The organism is Streptomyces sp. NPDC021212 (genome assembly GCF_044332925.1).
Taxonomy (GTDB): domain Bacteria; phylum Actinomycetota; class Actinomycetes; order Streptomycetales; family Streptomycetaceae; genus Streptomyces.
Map to the genome: position 1 here is coordinate 252,492 of NZ_JBIRPZ010000011.1, position 16,559 is coordinate 269,050.

General features: G+C 71.0%; 15 protein-coding genes. 2 read left to right on the forward strand and 13 right to left on the reverse strand.

What is annotated here, in order from left to right:
• Nucleotides 1-28: 28 nt before the first annotated feature.
• Nucleotides 29-826 (reverse strand): S1 family peptidase, encoded by a 798-nt coding sequence (locus ACH4SI_RS29125; protein WP_398300715.1) that lies wholly within the window; start codon nucleotides 824-826, stop codon nucleotides 29-31.
• Nucleotides 827-1,039: 213 nt separating this feature from the next.
• Here ACH4SI_RS29125 and ACH4SI_RS29130 point away from each other — a divergent pair, with 213 nt between their 5' ends.
• A complete protein-coding gene (locus ACH4SI_RS29130; RefSeq protein ID WP_398300717.1) occupies nucleotides 1,040-1,927 on the forward strand; it encodes a hypothetical protein in 888 nt (295 codons plus the stop codon).
• A 47-nt stretch (nucleotides 1,928-1,974) separates the two neighbouring features.
• The gene (locus tag ACH4SI_RS29135) at nucleotides 1,975-2,448 is read left to right on the forward strand and encodes a PPOX class F420-dependent oxidoreductase (RefSeq protein ID WP_398300719.1); all 474 of its coding nucleotides are present in this window, start codon (nucleotides 1,975-1,977) and stop codon (nucleotides 2,446-2,448) included.
• A 101-nt stretch (nucleotides 2,449-2,549) separates the two neighbouring features.
• On the opposite strand, the gene ACH4SI_RS29140 is transcribed toward ACH4SI_RS29135, so the two are convergent.
• From ACH4SI_RS29140 to ACH4SI_RS29195, 12 genes are all read right to left on the reverse strand, one after another.
• Nucleotides 2,550-4,010: a glutamate synthase subunit beta gene (locus ACH4SI_RS29140; protein WP_398300721.1), complete on the reverse strand. Its 1,461-nt coding sequence runs from the start codon at nucleotides 4,008-4,010 to the stop codon at nucleotides 2,550-2,552.
• Nucleotides 4,003-8,550, reverse strand: coding sequence for a glutamate synthase large subunit (gltB, locus tag ACH4SI_RS29145; RefSeq protein WP_398300952.1), 4,548 nt, complete (start codon nucleotides 8,548-8,550; stop codon nucleotides 4,003-4,005). Before gltB ends, ACH4SI_RS29140 begins: the two co-directional genes overlap by 8 nt.
• A 287-nt stretch (nucleotides 8,551-8,837) precedes the next feature.
• Complete coding sequence (locus tag ACH4SI_RS29150; RefSeq protein ID WP_398300722.1) at nucleotides 8,838-9,569, reverse strand: VIT1/CCC1 transporter family protein; 732 nt, start codon at nucleotides 9,567-9,569, stop codon at nucleotides 8,838-8,840.
• Between the two features lie 177 nt (nucleotides 9,570-9,746).
• Nucleotides 9,747-10,706: a prolipoprotein diacylglyceryl transferase gene (lgt, locus tag ACH4SI_RS29155; protein ID WP_398300724.1), complete on the reverse strand. Its 960-nt coding sequence runs from the start codon at nucleotides 10,704-10,706 to the stop codon at nucleotides 9,747-9,749.
• Between the two features lie 72 nt (nucleotides 10,707-10,778).
• Nucleotides 10,779-11,555, reverse strand: a complete 777-nt coding sequence (locus ACH4SI_RS29160) for a DsbA family protein (protein ID WP_398300726.1) — start codon at nucleotides 11,553-11,555, stop codon at nucleotides 10,779-10,781.
• A 68-nt stretch (nucleotides 11,556-11,623) separates the two neighbouring features.
• Nucleotides 11,624-12,439: a tryptophan synthase subunit alpha gene (gene trpA / locus ACH4SI_RS29165; protein ID WP_398300728.1), complete on the reverse strand. Its 816-nt coding sequence runs from the start codon at nucleotides 12,437-12,439 to the stop codon at nucleotides 11,624-11,626.
• Nucleotides 12,439-13,674, reverse strand: a complete 1,236-nt coding sequence (gene trpB / locus ACH4SI_RS29170; protein ID WP_398300730.1) for a tryptophan synthase subunit beta — start codon at nucleotides 13,672-13,674, stop codon at nucleotides 12,439-12,441. The genes trpA and trpB overlap by 1 nt, the downstream gene beginning before the upstream one ends.
• Before the next feature lie 152 nt (nucleotides 13,675-13,826).
• Nucleotides 13,827-13,964 carry a tryptophan biosynthesis modulator TrpM gene (gene trpM, locus ACH4SI_RS29175; RefSeq protein WP_398300732.1) on the reverse strand — a complete coding sequence of 46 codons (138 nt, stop codon included), beginning with the start codon at nucleotides 13,962-13,964 and terminating at the stop codon, nucleotides 13,827-13,829.
• A gap of 7 nt (nucleotides 13,965-13,971) precedes the next feature.
• Nucleotides 13,972-14,781, reverse strand: coding sequence for an indole-3-glycerol phosphate synthase TrpC (gene trpC, locus ACH4SI_RS29180; protein ID WP_398300734.1), 810 nt, complete (start codon nucleotides 14,779-14,781; stop codon nucleotides 13,972-13,974).
• Between the two features lie 136 nt (nucleotides 14,782-14,917).
• The gene (locus ACH4SI_RS29185) at nucleotides 14,918-15,331 is read right to left on the reverse strand and encodes a DUF2752 domain-containing protein (RefSeq protein ID WP_398300736.1); all 414 of its coding nucleotides are present in this window, start codon (nucleotides 15,329-15,331) and stop codon (nucleotides 14,918-14,920) included.
• 101 nt (nucleotides 15,332-15,432) lie between these two features.
• Nucleotides 15,433-15,672 (reverse strand): HGxxPAAW family protein, encoded by a 240-nt coding sequence (locus ACH4SI_RS29190; protein WP_398300738.1) that lies wholly within the window; start codon nucleotides 15,670-15,672, stop codon nucleotides 15,433-15,435.
• A gap of 124 nt (nucleotides 15,673-15,796) precedes the next feature.
• Nucleotides 15,797-16,474, reverse strand: coding sequence for a TIGR02234 family membrane protein (locus tag ACH4SI_RS29195; protein ID WP_398300740.1), 678 nt, complete (start codon nucleotides 16,472-16,474; stop codon nucleotides 15,797-15,799).
• Nucleotides 16,475-16,559: the final 85 nt, after the last annotated feature.

Genomic DNA, 16,559 nt, shown 5'->3' on the forward strand with positions numbered 1-16,559 from the left:
GGTCCCGCTTCTACCGTGGTGTGAGGGGTCAGCCGCCGAGCTGGGCCGCGGCGGTCTTGATGTTCTGGGCGAAGGTGCTCACCTCGGTGTAGACACCGGGCTTGCCGGGACGGGCGCAGCCCTCGCCCCAGCTGACGATGCCGACCTGGATCCACGCGCCGGCGTCGTCCTTGCGGAACATCGGGCCGCCGGAGTCGCCCTGGCAGGTGTCGACGCCGCCGTTGGCCATCTTGCCGGCGCAGATCTCCTCGCCCGCGACGAGTTCGCTGTACGCCGACTTGCAGGTGGCGTCGTCGACGAACGGCACGGTGGCCTTGAGCAGGTAGCGCTGCTGGCCGCCGCCCTCGGTGGCGGCGCCCCACCCGGCGACGGTGAAGTCGCCCTTGTTGTACGCCGTGGTCTCGGCGATCTTCAGGGTGGGCTGGTTGATGGGTGTGGCGAGCTTGATGAGGGCCCAGTCCTTGCCGGTGCCGTTGTAGCCGGGGGCCTGGAGGACGCGGGTGGACTTGACCTTGGTGGCGCTGGAGCTCTGGAGGTCGACGACGCCCGCGGTGGCGGTGATGGAGGTGTTGGCGCCGCTGCCGCTCACGCAATGGGCGGCGGTGAGCACGATGTCCTGGGTGTAGAGCGCGCCGCCACAGCCCATGGAGAGCCGGACCATGAAGGGGAATTCACCCTGGGCGGCGCGGGTGCCGCCGACGACGGAGGGGCCGGGCTCGGGTCCGGTGGGCTGGGCCGTGGCGGTGCCCGGCGTGAGGCTGAACGCGGCGAGGGCGACGGCGCCGAGGGCCGCGGATCTCTTCAGGTGCTTCAGTGCGTTGCGCAACGGAAGTCCTCTCGTGGGGGGTTGTGCAGAAACATTCCAGCGAATGTCAGGGCCATGCCAAACAGAAAGACCTGGCCATGCCCTGCGATTATGTGAAGTCCACGAACGGCCTGACAAGGGTGGCGTTCCGGCCAAGCGCACGTCCCGCCGCAGCGCACAGCCGTCCCGCGCGGCCTCCGCGCCCCCGCGCCCGGCCGCCCGTACAGTGGGCTCGTGGCGGCACCGGGCAGCGACATCGAACACGGCTATCCGCACCTGGACATGGTCCGGGCCGCGATCACCGCGCTCTACCGGCGGCTGTCGCGCGACACGGTGGACACCTTCGGGCTCAGCGTGGCCCCCGGCGATGTGGCCTTCTCCGAGCAGGACGATCTGCACCTGGGCGTCCAGCGGGTGGCCCGGGTGCTGGTGCAGCACATGCGGCTGCCGGACGCCCGGATGATCGTGAGCTTCCGCGAGATGCGGCACGCGGGGAACGTGGAGCTGGCCGCCGGGCCCGAGTACTTCATCGAGCTGAACTCCCGCTTCAAGAGCCACCGCCGCGACATCGGGGCGGCCCTCGCCCACGAGGTCACCCATGTGTATCTGCACCGGCTCGATCTGGCGTTCCCAGGCACCCGCGACAACGAGATCCTCACCGACACCACCGCCGCCTACCTCGGCACCGGCTGGCTGCTGCTCGACGCGTACCGCCAGGACGCGGTCACCAGCCAGAAGCTGGGCTATCTGACGCCGGAGGAGTTCGGCTACGTCCTCGCCAAGCGGGCCCGGCTCCTCGGCGAGGACCCGGCCCCCTGGTTCACCAGCCCGCAGGCGTACGAGGCGTACGCCAAGGGGCTGGAGCTGGCCCTGCGCGACGAACGGCAGCCGCCGCTCGCCGCCGCCGGGTGGACGGGCCGCCGCCGGTATGCGAGGGACCGCCGTTCGGCCCAGTCCGGCCGCCCCTCCCCCACCGGGGGCGACTACGTCTTCGAAGGCGGCCCGCCGTTCAGCGTGTCGTTCCCCTGCCCCACCTGCCGCCAGCGCATCCGGCTCCCGGTGCGCGGCAGGCTGCGGGCGCGCTGCGGACTGTGCCGTACGGTCCTGGAGTGCGACACCTGACGGACCGGGCCGCGCCCCGGCGCGCTCCACGTCGTACCCTCGCGTGCATGAGCCCCTCCATCGCCACCAACACCCGTGTCGCCCTGGACGAGCTGCTGGAGTTCGTCCGCCCGCGCCACCGCGCCATCCTGATGACCCGCCGGACCGACGGCTCCCCGCAGGCGTCCCCGCTGACCTGCGGCGTCGACGACTCGGGCCGTATCGTCATGTCCACCTACCCCGAGCGCGCCAAGGTCCGCAACGCCAAGCGCGACACCGCCGTCAGCCTGATCGTGCTGTCCGACGAGTGGAACGGCCCGTGGGTCCAGATCGACGGCACCGCCGAGGTGATCGACACCCCCGACTCGGTCGAACCGCTGGTCGAGTACTACCGCAACATCGCCGGTGAGCACCCGGACTGGGACGAGTACCGCTCGGCCATGCGCAAGCAGGGCAAGTCGCTGATCCGGGTCACTCCCGGGCGCTGGGGCCCGATCGCCACCGGCGGCTTCCCCGCCCGGCTCGTGGAAGGCGACGGCTGAGCGGCCGGCAGCACCACGCGGCGCCCTCCCCCGGTCGGGTTGGGGGAAGGCGCCGCGCGGCCGGTCCGTACGCCGTTGTACGGGCGGAGACCTGAGGACCGTCAGACCATGAGGGCCCGGTCGGTGGGGCGGATCGGGGCGTGCAGGGCGCTGGCCCCGGCCAGGTAGCGGTCCACGCCGCGCGCCGCGGAGCGGCCCTCGGCGATGGCCCAGACGATGAGCGACTGGCCGCGGCCCGCGTCACCGGCGACGAAGACACCGTCCACGTTGGTGGCGAAGTCGGCGTCGCGCGCGATGTTGCCGCGCTCGTCCAGCTCCAGGCCGAACTGCTCGACGAGGCCGTTCTCCCGGTCGGTGCCGGTGAAGCCCATGGCCAGGGTGACCAGCTGGGCGGGGATCTTCCGCTCGGTGCCCGGCTTCTGCTCCAGCTTGCCGTCCTTGAACTCCACCTCGATCAGGTGCAGCCACTGGACGTTGCCGTCCTCGTCGCCCTCGAAGTGGGTGGTGGAGACGGAGTAGATCCGCTCGCCGCCCTCCTCGTGCGCCGAGGTGACCTTGTAGAGCATCGGGAAGGTGGGCCAGGGCTGGCCCTCGCTACGCTCCTCGCCCGGCTTGGGCATGATCTCCAGCTGGGTGACGGAGGCGGCGCCCTGCCGGTGGGCGGTGCCGACGCAGTCGGCGCCGGTGTCGCCGCCGCCGATCACCACGACGTGCTTGCCCTCGGCGCTGATGGGGGCCGCCGTCAGGTCGCCCTCCTGCACCTTGTTGGCGAGCGGCAGGTACTCCATGGCGAAGTGGATGCCGTTCAGCTCGCGGCCCGGGGCCGGCAGGTCGCGGGAGGTGGTGGCACCGGCCGCGATGACGACCGCGTCGTACCGCTTGCGCAGCTTGGCGGCGTCGATGTCGCGCCCGATCTCCGTCTCGGTGCGGAACTTGGTGCCTTCCGCCCGCATCTGCTCGATGCGGCGGTTGATGTGGCGCTTTTCCATCTTGAACTCGGGGATGCCGTAGCGCAGCAGCCCGCCGATGCGGTCGGCCCGCTCGTAGACGGCGACCGTGTGTCCGGCGCGGGTCAGCTGCTGGGCGGCGGCGAGCCCCGCCGGGCCCGAGCCGATGACGGCGACGGTCTTGCCGCTGAGCCGCTCGGGGGGCTGCGGGGTGACGTCGCCCGCGTCCCACGCCTTGTCGATGATGGTGACCTCGACGTTCTTGATGGTCACCGCCGGCTGGTTGATGCCGAGGACGCACGCGGACTCGCACGGGGCGGGGCACAGCCGACCGGTGAACTCCGGGAAGTTGTTGGTCGCGTGCAGCCGCTCGCTGGCCTCCCGCCAGTCCTCGCGGTAGGCGTAGTCGTTCCACTCGGGGATGAGGTTTCCGAGCGGACAGCCGTTGTGGCAGAACGGGATGCCGCAGTCCATGCACCGGCCGGCCTGCTTGCTGATGATCGGCAGCAGCGAGCCGGGGACGTAGACCTCGTTCCAGTCCTTGACCCGCTCGTCCACCGGACGGGTCTTGGCCACCTCACGGTCGGTGGTCAGGAAGCCCTTGGGGTCAGCCATTGGTCGCCGCCTCCATCATCTTCTCGTGGGTCTCGGACTCGGAGAGTCCGGCTCGCTCGGCGGCGTCCTTGGCGGCGAGCACGGCCTGGTACGTAGCGGGGATGATCTTGCTGAAGCGGGCGAGGGCGCGGTCCCAGTCGGCGAGCAGCGCGGCCGCGACGGTGGAACCGGTCTCCTCCTGGTGGCGGCGCACAGCGTCGTGCAGCGCCTGCTTGTCGGTGTCGTCCAGCTCGCCGGAAACGGCGTCGCGGAGGTCGACGTTGACGTTGTCCGGGTCGAGGTCGATGACGTACGCGATGCCACCGGACATCCCGGCCGCGAAGTTGCGCCCGGTCGGGCCGAGGACGACGGCCTGGCCGCCGGTCATGTACTCGCAGCCGTGGTCGCCCACGCCCTCGGAGACCACGGTCGCGCCCGAGTTGCGGACGCAGAACCGCTCGCCGACCTTGCCGCGCAGATACATCTCGCCGCCGGTCGCGCCGTACGCGAGGGTGTTGCCCGCGATGGTCGAGTACTCGGCGAGGTGGTCGGCGCCCCGGTCCGGGCGGACGATCACGCGGCCGCCGGACAGGCCCTTGCCGACGTAGTCGTTGGCGTCGCCCTCCAGCCGCAGCGTGAGGCCGCGGGGCGCGAACGCGCCGAAGGACTGGCCGGCCGAGCCGGTGAAGGTGATGTCGATGGTGTCGTCCGGCAGACCCGCGCCGCCGAACTTCCGCGTCACCTCGTGGCCGAGCATCGTGCCGACGGTGCGGTTGATGTTGCGGATCGCGACCTGGGCCCGGACCGGCTGGGCGGCCTCGGCGGAGTCGGCATTGAGCGCGTCGGCCGCCAGCTTGATCAGCTCGTTGTCCAGGGCCTTCGCCAGGCCGTGGTCCTGCTCGATCACCTGGTGGCGGACGGCGCCGTCCGGCAGCTCGGGGACGTACAGCAGCGGGCCGAGGTCCAGGCCCTGCGCCTTCCAGTGCTGCACGGCCCGGCTGGTGTCCAGCAGCTCGGCGTGGCCGATGGCCTCGTCGAGGGTGCGGAAGCCCAGCTCGGCGAGGAGTTCGCGGACCTCCTCGGCGATGAACGTGAAGAAGTTGACCACGAACTCGGCCTGGCCGTTGTAGCGCTCGCGCAGCACCGGGTTCTGGGTGGCGATGCCGACCGGGCAGGTGTCCAGGTGGCAGACGCGCATCATCACGCAGCCGGAGACGACCAGCGGCGCGGTCGCGAAGCCGAACTCCTCGGCGCCGAGCAGTGCGGCGATCACCACGTCGCGGCCGGTCTTCAGCTGGCCGTCCGTCTGCACGACGATGCGGTCGCGCAGCCCGTTGAGCAGCAGCGTCTGCTGGGTCTCGGCGAGGCCCAGCTCCCAGGGGCCGCCCGCGTGCTTGAGCGAGGTGAGCGGCGAGGCGCCGGTGCCGCCGTCGTGGCCGGAGATCAGCACCACGTCGGCGTGCGCCTTGGAGACGCCCGCGGCGACCGTGCCGACGCCGACCTCGGAGACCAGCTTGACGTGAATGCGCGCCTTCGGGTTGGCGTTCTTCAGGTCGTGGATCAGCTGGGCGAGGTCCTCGATGGAGTAGATGTCGTGGTGCGGCGGCGGGGAGATCAGGCCGACCCCGGGCGTCGAGTGCCGGGTCTTGGCCACCCACGGGTACACCTTGTGGCCGGGCAGCTGGCCGCCCTCGCCGGGCTTGGCGCCCTGCGCCATCTTGATCTGGATGTCATCGGAGTTGACCAGGTATTCGCTGGTCACGCCGAAGCGGCCGGAGGCGACCTGCTTGATGGAGGAGCGCCGCGCCGGGTCGTGCAGCCGCTCGGAGTCCTCGCCGCCCTCACCGGTGTTGGACTTTCCGCCCAGCTGGTTCATGGCGATGGCCAGGGTCTCGTGCGCCTCCTGGGAGATGGAGCCGTACGACATGGCCCCGGTCGAGAACCGCTTGACGATCTCCTCGACCGGCTCGACCTCCTCGATCGGGATCGAGGGCCGGTCGCCGTCCTTGAAGGAGAACAGGCCGCGCAGCGTCATCAGCCGCTCGGACTGCTCGTTCACCCGCTCGGTGTACTTCTTGAAGATGTCGTAGCGGCGCGTGCGGGTGGAGTGCTGGAGCCGGAAGACCGTCTCCGGGTCGAACAGGTGCGGCTCGCCCTCGCGGCGCCACTGGTACTCGCCGCCGATGTCCAGCGCGCGGTGCGCGGAGGGGATGCCGGTGGCCGGGTACGCCTTGGCGTGCCGGGCGGCGACCTCCTTGGCGACGACGTCCAGGCCCGCGCCGCCGATCTTGGTGGCGGTGCCGTGGAAGTAGGTGTCCACGAAGGACTCGTCCAGGCCGACGGCCTCGAAGACCTGGGCGCCGCGGTAGGAGGCCACGGTGGAGATGCCCATCTTGGACATCACCTTCAGGACGCCCTTGCCGAGCGCCTTGATCAGGTTCTTGATCGCGGTCTCGGCCTCCATGCCCGGGAGGAATGTACCGGCGCGGACCAGGTCCTCGACCGACTCCATCGCCAGGTACGGGTTGACGGCCGCGGCGCCGTAGCCGATGAGCAGCGCGACGTGATGCACCTCGCGCACGTCGCCCGCCTCGACCAGCAGCCCCACCTGGGTGCGCTGCTTGGTGCGGATGAGGTGGTGGTGGACGGCGGAGGTGAGCAGCAGCGAGGGGATCGGCGCGTGCTCGGCGTCCGAGTGCCGGTCGGAGAGCACGATCAGCCGGGCGCCGTCCTCGATGGCGGATTCCGCCTCGGCGCAGATCTCCGCCAGCCGCGCGGCCAGCGCGTCACCGCCGCCACTGACCCGGTAGAGACCGGAGAGGTTGGCGGCCGTCAGACCCGGCATGTCGCCGTCGGCGTTGATGTGGATGAGCTTGGCCAGCTCATCGTTGTCGATCACCGGGAAGGGCAGGGTGACACTGCGACAGGAGGCCGCGCTCGGCTCCAGCAGATTGCCCTGCGGGCCCAGCGAGGAGATCAGCGAGGTGACCAGCTCCTCGCGGATCGCGTCCAGCGGCGGGTTGGTGACCTGCGCGAACAGCTGGGTGAAGTAGTCGAACAGCAGCCGCGGCCGCTCGGAGAGGGCGGCGATCGGCGAGTCCGTGCCCATCGAGCCGATCGGCTCGGCACCGGCCTTGGCCATCGGCGCGAGCAGGACCCGCAGCTCCTCCTCGGTGTAGCCGAAGGTCTGCTGGCGGCGGGTGACCGAGGCGTGGGTGTGCACGATGTGCTCGCGCTCGGGCAGGTCCGCCAGGCCGATCAGCCCGGCCTCCAGCCAGTCGCCGTACGGCTGCTCGGCGGCCAGCTCGGCCTTGATCTCGTCGTCCTCGATGATCCGGTGCTCGGCGGTGTCCACCAGGAACATCCGGCCCGGCTGGAGGCGGCCCTTGCGGACGACCTTGGCCGGGTCGATGTCCAGGACGCCGACCTCGGAGGACAGCACGACGAGGCCGTCGTCGGTGACCCAGTAGCGCCCGGGCCGCAGACCGTTGCGGTCCAGCACGGCGCCGACCTGGGTGCCGTCGGTGAAGGTGACACAGGCCGGGCCGTCCCAGGGCTCCATCATCGTGGAGTGGTACTGGTAGAAGGCGCGCCGGGCCGGGTCCATCGAGGGGTGGTTCTCCCACGCCTCGGGGACCATCATCAGCACCGAGTGCGGCAGCGAGCGGCCGCCGAGGTGCAGCAGCTCCAGGACCTCGTCGAAGGTCGCCGAGTCGGAGGCGTCCGGGGTGCAGACCGGGAAGACCCGGTCCAGGCCCTTGTCCCCGAACAGGTCGCTGACCAGCTGGGATTCGCGTGCCCGCATCCAGTTGCGGTTGCCCTGGACGGTGTTGATCTCACCGTTGTGGGCGACGAAGCGGTACGGGTGGGCCAGCGGCCAGCTCGGGAAGGTGTTCGTGGAGAACCGGGAGTGGACCAAGGCGATGGCCGTGGCGAAACGGCGGTCGGACAGATCCGGGAAGAACGGCTCCAGCTGACCGGTGGTCAGCATGCCCTTGTACACGAGGGTGCGGGAGGACAGCGACGGGAAGTACACGTCGGCCTCGCGCTCGGCGCGCTTGCGCAGCACGAACGCCTTGCGGTCCAGGGCCAGCCCGCTGCTGGCGCCGTCCGCGACGAAGAGCTGGCGGAAGGCGGGCATGGTGGCGCGCGCGCCGTTGCCCAGCAGCTCGGGCGCGACCGGAACCTCGCGCCAGCCGAGGACGGTCAGCTCCTCCTCGGCGGCGATCCGCTCGATGTGTTCCGCAGCCTCGTCACCCGCCGCCTCGGGCAGGAACCCGATACCCACGGCGTACGAACCGGCCTCGGGAAGCTCGAAGTCGGTCACGTCCCGCAGGAAGGCGTCGGGGACCTGTACGAGGATGCCCGCGCCGTCGCCCGAGTCGGGCTCCGAACCGGTGGCTCCGCGGTGCTCCAGGTTCCGTAGCACGGTGAGAGCCTGCTCAACGAGCTCGTGGCTGGCCTCGCCGGTGAGGGTCGCCACAAAGCCGACGCCACAGGCGTCGTGCTCATTGCGCGGGTCGTACATCCCCTGGCGGGCGGGGTGGGATGCGGAACGCATCGGCTCTCCCGTCGTCGTCATGGCATTTTGCGTGTGCCGAGGGACGACGTTGGCCCTCCGCGAGAATTTCGTGCAGGTTACATGATGAGTCGGTTCTCGGGAACTGGATATTCCGTTTCACCATGCGGACACCCCTGCACGGGGTGAGTGGGCGATGAGGGTCGATTCGACCACCTTCGCCGTGGCGCGAGACGGGCCACACTGCCCGAGCGCTTCGGCTTTATGCCCGCTGGTAAACGAATCGAAACCGTCGAGTAACAGCGTAATTATGCGGTTACTCGTAAGAGTCAGCCTACGGCCGTACCGAAGAAGGTGCCCAGGGCGTAGGTCACACCCGCCGCGGCCCCGCCCAGCGCGAGCTGCCGCAGCCCGCTGAACCACCAGGGCCGGGCCGTCACCCGGGCCACCACCGCACCGCAGGCGAACAGCCCGATCAGCGCCAGCAGCACCGCCGGCCACAGAGCCACCGCGCCCAGCAGATACGGCAGCACCGGCAGCATCGCGCCCAGCGCGAACGAGCCGAACGAGGACACCGCGGCGACCAGCGGCGACGGCAGATCGTCCGGGTTCACGCCCAGCTCCTCGCGGGCGTGTATCTCCAGCGCCTGCTCCGGATCCTTCGACAGCTGTGCGGCCACCTCGCGGGCCAGCGCAGGCTTCACCCCGCGCGACTCGTACAGCGCCGCCAGCTCCGCCATCTCGTCCGCCGGATGCTTTCGCAGCTCGCCCCGCTCGACCTCCAGCTCGGCCTCGACCAGCTCACGCTGGGAGGCGACGGAGGTGTACTCACCGGCCGCCATCGAGAACGCACCGGCGGCGAGCCCCGCCAGCCCGGTGATCACGATGGTCTGCCGGTCCACGGCCCCGCCGGCGACACCGGTCATCAGCGCGAGGTTGGAGACCAGCCCGTCCATGGCCCCGAAGACGGCCGGACGCAGCCAGCCGCCGTTCACATCACGGTGGGTGTGGTTGTCGCGGTGCGCGACATGGGGTGACTCGATGCTGTCGATGACAGACATGTTCTGACGTGCTCCCTTCGCGGGGACGGACCCGCCGCCCGCACCCCCATAGCTACGAAGGTAGACACGAAATTCCCTGTCCCGCCAGCAAGGAAGGCCGAACTTACCCTTCTGACCTGCGGAAACGCAAAGAGGCCGCCGAAACCCGAGGGGTTCGGCGGCCTCTGTGCACACGCGTCAGGGTTTCTTGGTGGCCTCCGGCTCGGCCTTGGTCTCTGCCTCAGCCTTGGTCTCTGCCGTGGTCTCCGCCGTGGCCCCGGCAGGGGTCTTGGCCTCGGCAGGAGCCTCCGCGTCGCTCTCGGCCGCGCCGTCTTCCACCGCCACGGGCTCGACGGCCTCTTCCCGGCCCGGGGCCTTCTTCGCCGAGATCACCAGGTACGCCACCGCACCCAGGAAGACGACGATCGACGTCCAGCCGTTGAGCCGCAGGCCCAGGAAGTGGTGGGCGTCGTCCACCCGCAGGTATTCGATCCAGAAGCGCCCGACGGTGTAGGCGGCCACATAGAGGGCGAACGCCCGGCCATGCCCCAGCTTGAAGCGGCGGTCCGCCCAGATCACCAACAGGGCCACGCCGACGCACCACAGCGACTCGTACAGGAACGTCGGGTGGTACGTACCGGCGACGCGCCCGGTCTCCGGGTCGGCGTCGATCTTCAGCGCCCACGGCACCGTGGTCGCCCTGCCGTACAGCTCCTGGTTGAACCAGTTGCCCCAGCGGCCGATCGCCTGGGCGAAGGCGATCCCGGGCGCGATGGCGTCCGCGTACGCCGGGAGCGGGATCCCCCGGCGGCGGCAGCCGATCCAGGCGCCCACCGCGCCGAGCGCGATCGCCCCCCAGATGCCGAGGCCGCCCTGCCAGATCTTGAAGGCGTCGACCCAGTCCTTGCCGGCCGTGAAGTACAGCTCGTAGTCGGTGATGACGTGGTAGAGCCGCCCTCCCACCAGGCCGAAGGGCACCGCCCACACGGCGATGTCGGCAACGGTGCCGACCTGGCCGCCGCGGGCGACCCAGCGCCGCCCACCGAGCCAGACGGCAACGAAGACGCCGATGATGATGCAGAACGCGTAGCCGCGCAGCGGGATCGGACCGAGGTAGATCACGCCGGAAGACGGGCTGGGAATGTAAGCGAGTTCCATGACAGGGTCGACGCTACCGTGCCGGGCGGCCAATGCGGCAACCTGCCCGGCACAACGTGTGGATAACGGGTCTCAGCCCCTCGCCGCCGCGGCGACCATGCGCTTCAGCTTGTTGGGCGACAGCGGGTTCTTCGCACCGTAGATCGACTTCCCGTCGAGCAATACGGTCGGGGTCGAAGGGAAACCGGAACGGTTGAAGTCGGCGTGCGACTTCCTGACCCATCCGTCGTGGCGACCGTCCTCGACGCACTTCCGGAACGCCGCCGTGTTCAGCCCGGGCACCTTGTCCGCCAGCCCGATCAGCCTGGCGTTCTTCGCGTACGCGTCCCGGGTCTCCTCCGGCTGGTTCCGGTACAGCACGTCGTGGTACGCCCGGAACTTCCCCGCGTCCTGGGCACACGCGGCCGCGTTCCCCGCGCGCACCGAGCCGGTGCCGCCCAGATTGCCGTCGATGATGGCCACGATGTGGTACTCCACCCGCATCCGGCCGCGGTCCTCCAACTGGTTCACGGTCCGGTGGAAGACGTCCTCGAACTGCTTGCAGCCCGGGCAGCGGAAGTCCTCGTACACGGTCAGCGTGGCCGGAGCGCCACGCTTCCCGGCCGGTACGACCAGGCCACCCTTGCCCGTCGCGCCCCGCGGCGGCTCGGCGGAGCTGCCCGACTTCCCCGAATCCTGATTCGCCTTGGTCGCGAACACGCCCACACCACCGGCCACCGCGAGGACGGCGACCACCGCCCCGACCATGCCCAGCGTCCGCTTCCGCCTGCCGCGCGCCGCGTCCTTCTCGCGCTGTTCCCGCAGTCGCTCCCGGGCGCTGCGCTTTCCCTCACGGTTTTTCTGGCTCACGCCCTCGCCTAACGAGGCGGAGGGGCACCGCTCAGCCCCTCCGCCACGTATTCCCTCCAACGAGCGACCTAGCGAGGGGCGCTGACGCCCTCCGCCAGCTCACCCGCGAGCCGGCGCACGCCCTCCAACCCGGCCTCCGGGCTCTCGGCGTCCAGCAGCCGCTTCACGAAGGCCGAACCGACGATGACCCCGTCCGCGAACTCGGCGACCTCGGCCGCCTGCGCGGGGTTGGACACCCCGAGCCCCACGCACACCGGCAGCGCGGTGGTCGCACGGGTGCGCGCGACCAGCTCGCGCGCCTCCTGTCCCACCGATTCCCTCGTTCCGGTGACGCCCATCAGGGACGCCGCGTAGACGAAACCGCTGCCCGCCGCCGTGATCTTCGCCAGCCGCTCGTCCCGGCTGCTCGGCGCCACCACGAAGACCGTCGCCAGCCCGTGCTGCTCGGCGGCCTTCCGCCACACCTCGGACTCCTCGACCGGCAGATCCGGCAGGATGCACCCGGCACCGCCCACGGCGGCCAGATCCGCGGCGAACCGCTCGACGCCGTACCGGTCGACGGGGTTCCAGTAGGTCATGCACAGGATCGGCGCACCGGTCGCCGCATGCACGTCCCCTACCGTCCGGATCACATCGCGGATCTTCACTCCGCCCCGCAGGGCAATGTCGTCCGCGGTCTGGATCACCGGCCCGTCCAGCACCGGGTCGCTGTGCGGCAGCCCGACCTCGACGACGTCACAGCCGCCCTCGATCATGGCGGTCATCGCCGCGACCCCGCCGTCGACCGACGGAAAACCGGCGGGCAGATACCCGACGAGCGCGGCGCGCCCCTCGCCCTTGGCCTTGGCCAGTACGGACCCCAGCAGCTCCAGATTTCCGGCCATCACTTGGCTCCCTCGTCGTACAGCCCGAAATACCGCGCCGCGGTGTCCATGTCCTTGTCACCACGCCCGGACAGGTTCACCAGCACCAGCCCGTCGCTGCCCAACTCCCGCCCGAGATCCAGCGCCCCGGCCAGCGCATGGGCGCTCTCGATCGCCGGGATGATGCCCTCGCTCTGCGACAGCAGCCGCAGCGCCTGCATCGCCTGGTCGTCCGTGACCGCCCGGTACTCGGCCCGCCCGGTGTCCTTCAGATACGCGTGCTCGGGCCCGACCCCGGGGTAGTCGAGACCGGCCGAGATCGAGTACGGCTCGGTGATCTGCCCGTCCTCGTCCTGCAGCACGTACGAGCGCGACCCGTGCAGAATCCCGGGCTCGCCCTTGCTCAGCGTTGCGGCGTGCTCGCCGGTCTCCATCCCGTGCCCCGCGGGCTCGAAGCCCACGATCCGCACGCTCTCATCGGGCAGGAACGCGTGGAACAGCCCGATCGCGTTCGACCCGCCGCCCACACACGCCGCCACCGCGTCCGGCAGCCGCCCGGTCCGCTCCAGGATCTGCCGCCGCGCCTCCACGCCGATCACCCGGTGGAAGTCCCGCACCAGCGCCGGGAACGGGTGCGGCCCGGCCACGGTCCCGAACAGATAGTGCGTACGGTCCACATTGGCGACCCAGTCGCGGAACGCCTCGTTGATGGCGTCCTTCAGCGTCCTGCTGCCCGACTTCACGGCGATGACCTCGGCACCCAGCATCCGCATCCGCGCCACGTTGAGCGCCTGCCGCTCGGTGTCGACCTCACCCATGTAGATCGTGCACTCGAGACCGAACAGCGCGCACGCGGTCGCCGTGGCCACCCCGTGCTGGCCCGCGCCGGTCTCGGCGATGACCCGGGTCTTGCCCATGCGCTTGGTGAGCAGGGCCTGCCCCAGCACATTGTTGATCTTGTGCGATCCGGTGTGGTTCAGGTCCTCCCGCTTCAGGAAGACCCGCGCGCCCCCGGCATGCTCGGCGAACCGCGGCACCTCGGTCAGGGCGCTCGGCCGCCCCGTGTAGTTGACCAGCAGATCTTCCAGCTCGGCCGCGAAAGCGGGGTCGTCCTTCGCCTTGTCGTACTCCGCGGCGACCTCATCGACCGCGGCGACGAGCGCCTCGGGGATGAACTTGCCGCCGAACGCACCGAAATATCCCTCGATGCTGGGGACCTGACCCTCGGGGTCCGGAATGAAGAAATCAGAGGACATCAGACGTACTCCGCGAAGTCGTGATGAACGGAACGGACCACCGGACGGATGGCCGCCTACGAGACGTGAGGGGACGGGGCCGGCAGGGGTGCGTCCTCAAACGCACGGTCAGCGCACCGACGACCAGCCCCGGCGCGCCCGACAGCCCGTCGTCAACGCCATCGTCGCCCGTTGACCTGCCCCGGCTCGCATCCGATGTGATAGCGCACGCGACGCCCCCGCACCCGCCGAGCGGGTGCGCGGCAACCACGGGGGCGACACCCCCGCGCCAGGCGCGCGTACACGTCCATGATCCGCTCAGTCCCGCCCGTGCCGCAGCGCCGGATGCGCGCCGGCCGCCACCAGATCGGCGACCGCGCCCTTCGGGTCGCGCCCCGTCACCAGGGCCTCCCCCACCAGCACCGCGTCCGCGCCGTCGTTCGCGTAGGCGATCAGGTCATGCGGTCCGCGCACACCCGATTCCGCGATCTTGACGATGTGGTCCGGGATCTCCGGCGCGACCCGCGCGAAGTTCCCCCGGTCCACCTCGAGCGTCTTCAGGTTCCGCGCGTTGACGCCGATCAGCCGCGCCCCGGCGGCCACGGCCCGCTCGACCTCTCCCTCGTCGTGCACCTCGACCAGCGGGGTCAGCCCGATCGACTCGGCCCGCTCGATCAGCGAGACCAGCGCGTCCTGCGGCAGCGCGGCCACGATCAGCAGCACCACGTCGGCGCCGTACGCCCGCGCCTCCCACAGCTGGTAGGAGGTGACGATGAAGTCCTTCCGCAGCACCGGGATGTCGACCTTGGCCCGGACGGCCTCCAGGTCGGCCAGCGATCCGCCGAAGCGCCGCTGCTCGGTGAGCACGCTGATGAGCGCCGCGCCGCCCGCCTCGTAGTCGGCGGCGAGCGCGGCCGGGTCGGCGATCGCGGCGAGCGCGCCCTTGGACGGGCTGGACCGCTTGACCTCGCAGATCACCTTGACGCTGTCGCCCTTGAGGGCGGCCACGCCGTCCTTCGCCGGCTGGGCCTTGGCCGCCCGCTCCTTGAGCTCTTCGAGGGTGACGCGCGCCTGCCGCTCCGCGAGGTCGGCACGGACACCGTCGATGATCTCGTCGAGCACACTCACGCGAGCGGCCCCCTTCCAGGACGGGGATGGAGCTTCTGGTCGAATGCGATGGTAGCTGCCCAAGGACCGAGGTCCCGCATCCGGTTGACGCCGCGTCCCACCAGGTGGTCGTACGCAACGTCATGCACAACAACCCTCAGGGTGCCAGTAGTCCCCCGAAGGGAAAATTCCGGATGAAGGTGAAGGTGAGAACGGCACCCCCGATCACCCAGGCGTGGACCGCGCGCCACGCCCACACCCTGCGGCGCCGACGCCAGCCGAGAGCCCGGACGCACCACACCACCCACCCCGCGCAGAACACGCCCGCGCACACCACGACCAGCGCGTTGTCGCCCAGCGCCCGCAGCAGCTCGCCGTGCGCCAGGGCGTGGGCGCTGCGCAGCCCGCCGCACCCCGGGCAGTAGAGGCCGGTCAGCCGGAACAGCGGGCAGACCGGGTAGTGGCCGGGCTCATGGGGATCGACGGCGCCGACGTACCCGAAGGCGGCGACGACGCCGGCGAGCACGCCCAGGGGGGCCAGGAGCCGACGCGCGGCGGTGAACAGGACCACATCGCCGAGTCTCCCCGGGAAACCACGAAGGCGCGGCTCAGGGCCGTGCCCGCAGACCCGTACGGGTCATCGGCACCGGCCCCGCGCCGCGCCCCGGCCGCTCACTCCTGGGTCTGCACCTGCTTCTCGCCCACCATCCGCAGCGGCTTCGCCTTCGGGCTGCCGAGCCCGGCCGCGCGCATGCCCGCGGTGACGACACCACCGAGCACGACGATGACCATGCCCGCCCAGAAGCCGAGCGGGTTCGCCAGCACGGTGAACGCTCCGGCGACGCAGAAGCCGATGAAGGCGATGGTGACACCGGTCCAGGCGGCCGGGGTGTGCCCGTGGGCGTTGGACATAAATACTCCTCGTAGCTCTACACAGCGCCTGGATCCGGGCGCGCGGGGCCAAGCTCCCACGCCATTGTCCCCGATGCCGCAAGCGCCCTTGAGCGGGGGTGCCCACCCGGTATCGGCCCCATGCCTACCGCGAAAGCGTCGGGTCCTCGCCGCGGTCCAGGGCCTTCCACAGCTCCTCGGGGCGGTCCGGGTCGGGCGCCGCGGCGGCGCGGCGTCCGGCGCCTCCACCCTCGGCTCCGGCCCGCTCGTACCGCCCGGACATGGCGGGCCAGTGGCGCCCGTACGCCAGCGCGAGCGCGCCCGCGAGCACCAGCAGTACGCCGCCCGCCAGGGCGACCCACGGCCAGGGCGTGTACGACACGTCGTGGATGGCGCTGCCCGCCACGCCGGTCACCTTGGACGCCTTCTCCTTGAGCGCCGCCTTGTCGGAGGCGCCGAGCGCGGCGCTGATGACGATGCCGGTGCCGCTGAGGGCGAGCAGGAGGGAGACGACGACGCGGCCGACGCGGCGTACGGCGAAGACGGCCACGAGCGCGGCGAGACCGACGACGGCGAGGGCGCCGGGCAGCCCGGTGATGTCATCGCCGTTGGCGCTCTGCGGCAGCGAGCCCTGGGCGACGCTGGCCGTGCCCTCGGCCCACTTGCGGCTGGTGGCCAGCAGGACGAGCGCCGAGCCGAGCGCACCGCACAGCAGCGCGACGGCGAGGCTGCCGCGCGCCGCTCGGCGGCCGCGCGCGGCGGAGACGGCGGGGGCGGAGGGCTCGTTCTCGGCCCGGGGCGGGGGTACGGCTGCTGCACTCACGCCTACCACTATCCCCCACGCCGAACAGACCCCCGCCCGGGGGCGAGCGCTACCCGGCCCGGCCGGCGCTCGATGCTCCGGATCC

Excerpts from the sequence above, each read along its gene's own strand:
- ACH4SI_RS29135 (WP_398300719.1), top strand. The coding sequence starts at position 1,975 with ATGAGCCCCTCCATCGCCACCAACACCCGTGTCGCCCTGGACGAGCTG.
- ACH4SI_RS29140 (WP_398300721.1), bottom strand. The coding sequence starts at position 4,010 with ATGGCTGACCCCAAGGGCTTCCTGACCACCGACCGTGAGGTGGCCAAG.
- gltB (WP_398300952.1), bottom strand. The coding sequence starts at position 8,550 with ATGCGTTCCGCATCCCACCCCGCCCGCCAGGGGATGTACGACCCGCGC.
- ACH4SI_RS29150 (WP_398300722.1), bottom strand. The coding sequence starts at position 9,569 with ATGTCTGTCATCGACAGCATCGAGTCACCCCATGTCGCGCACCGCGAC.
- lgt (WP_398300724.1), bottom strand. The coding sequence starts at position 10,706 with ATGGAACTCGCTTACATTCCCAGCCCGTCTTCCGGCGTGATCTACCTC.
- trpA (WP_398300728.1), bottom strand. The coding sequence starts at position 12,439 with ATGGCCGGAAATCTGGAGCTGCTGGGGTCCGTACTGGCCAAGGCCAAG.
- trpB (WP_398300730.1), bottom strand. The coding sequence starts at position 13,674 with ATGTCCTCTGATTTCTTCATTCCGGACCCCGAGGGTCAGGTCCCCAGC.
- trpM (WP_398300732.1), bottom strand. The coding sequence starts at position 13,964 with ATGGACGTGTACGCGCGCCTGGCGCGGGGGTGTCGCCCCCGTGGTTGC.
- ACH4SI_RS29190 (WP_398300738.1), bottom strand. The coding sequence starts at position 15,672 with ATGTCCAACGCCCACGGGCACACCCCGGCCGCCTGGACCGGTGTCACC.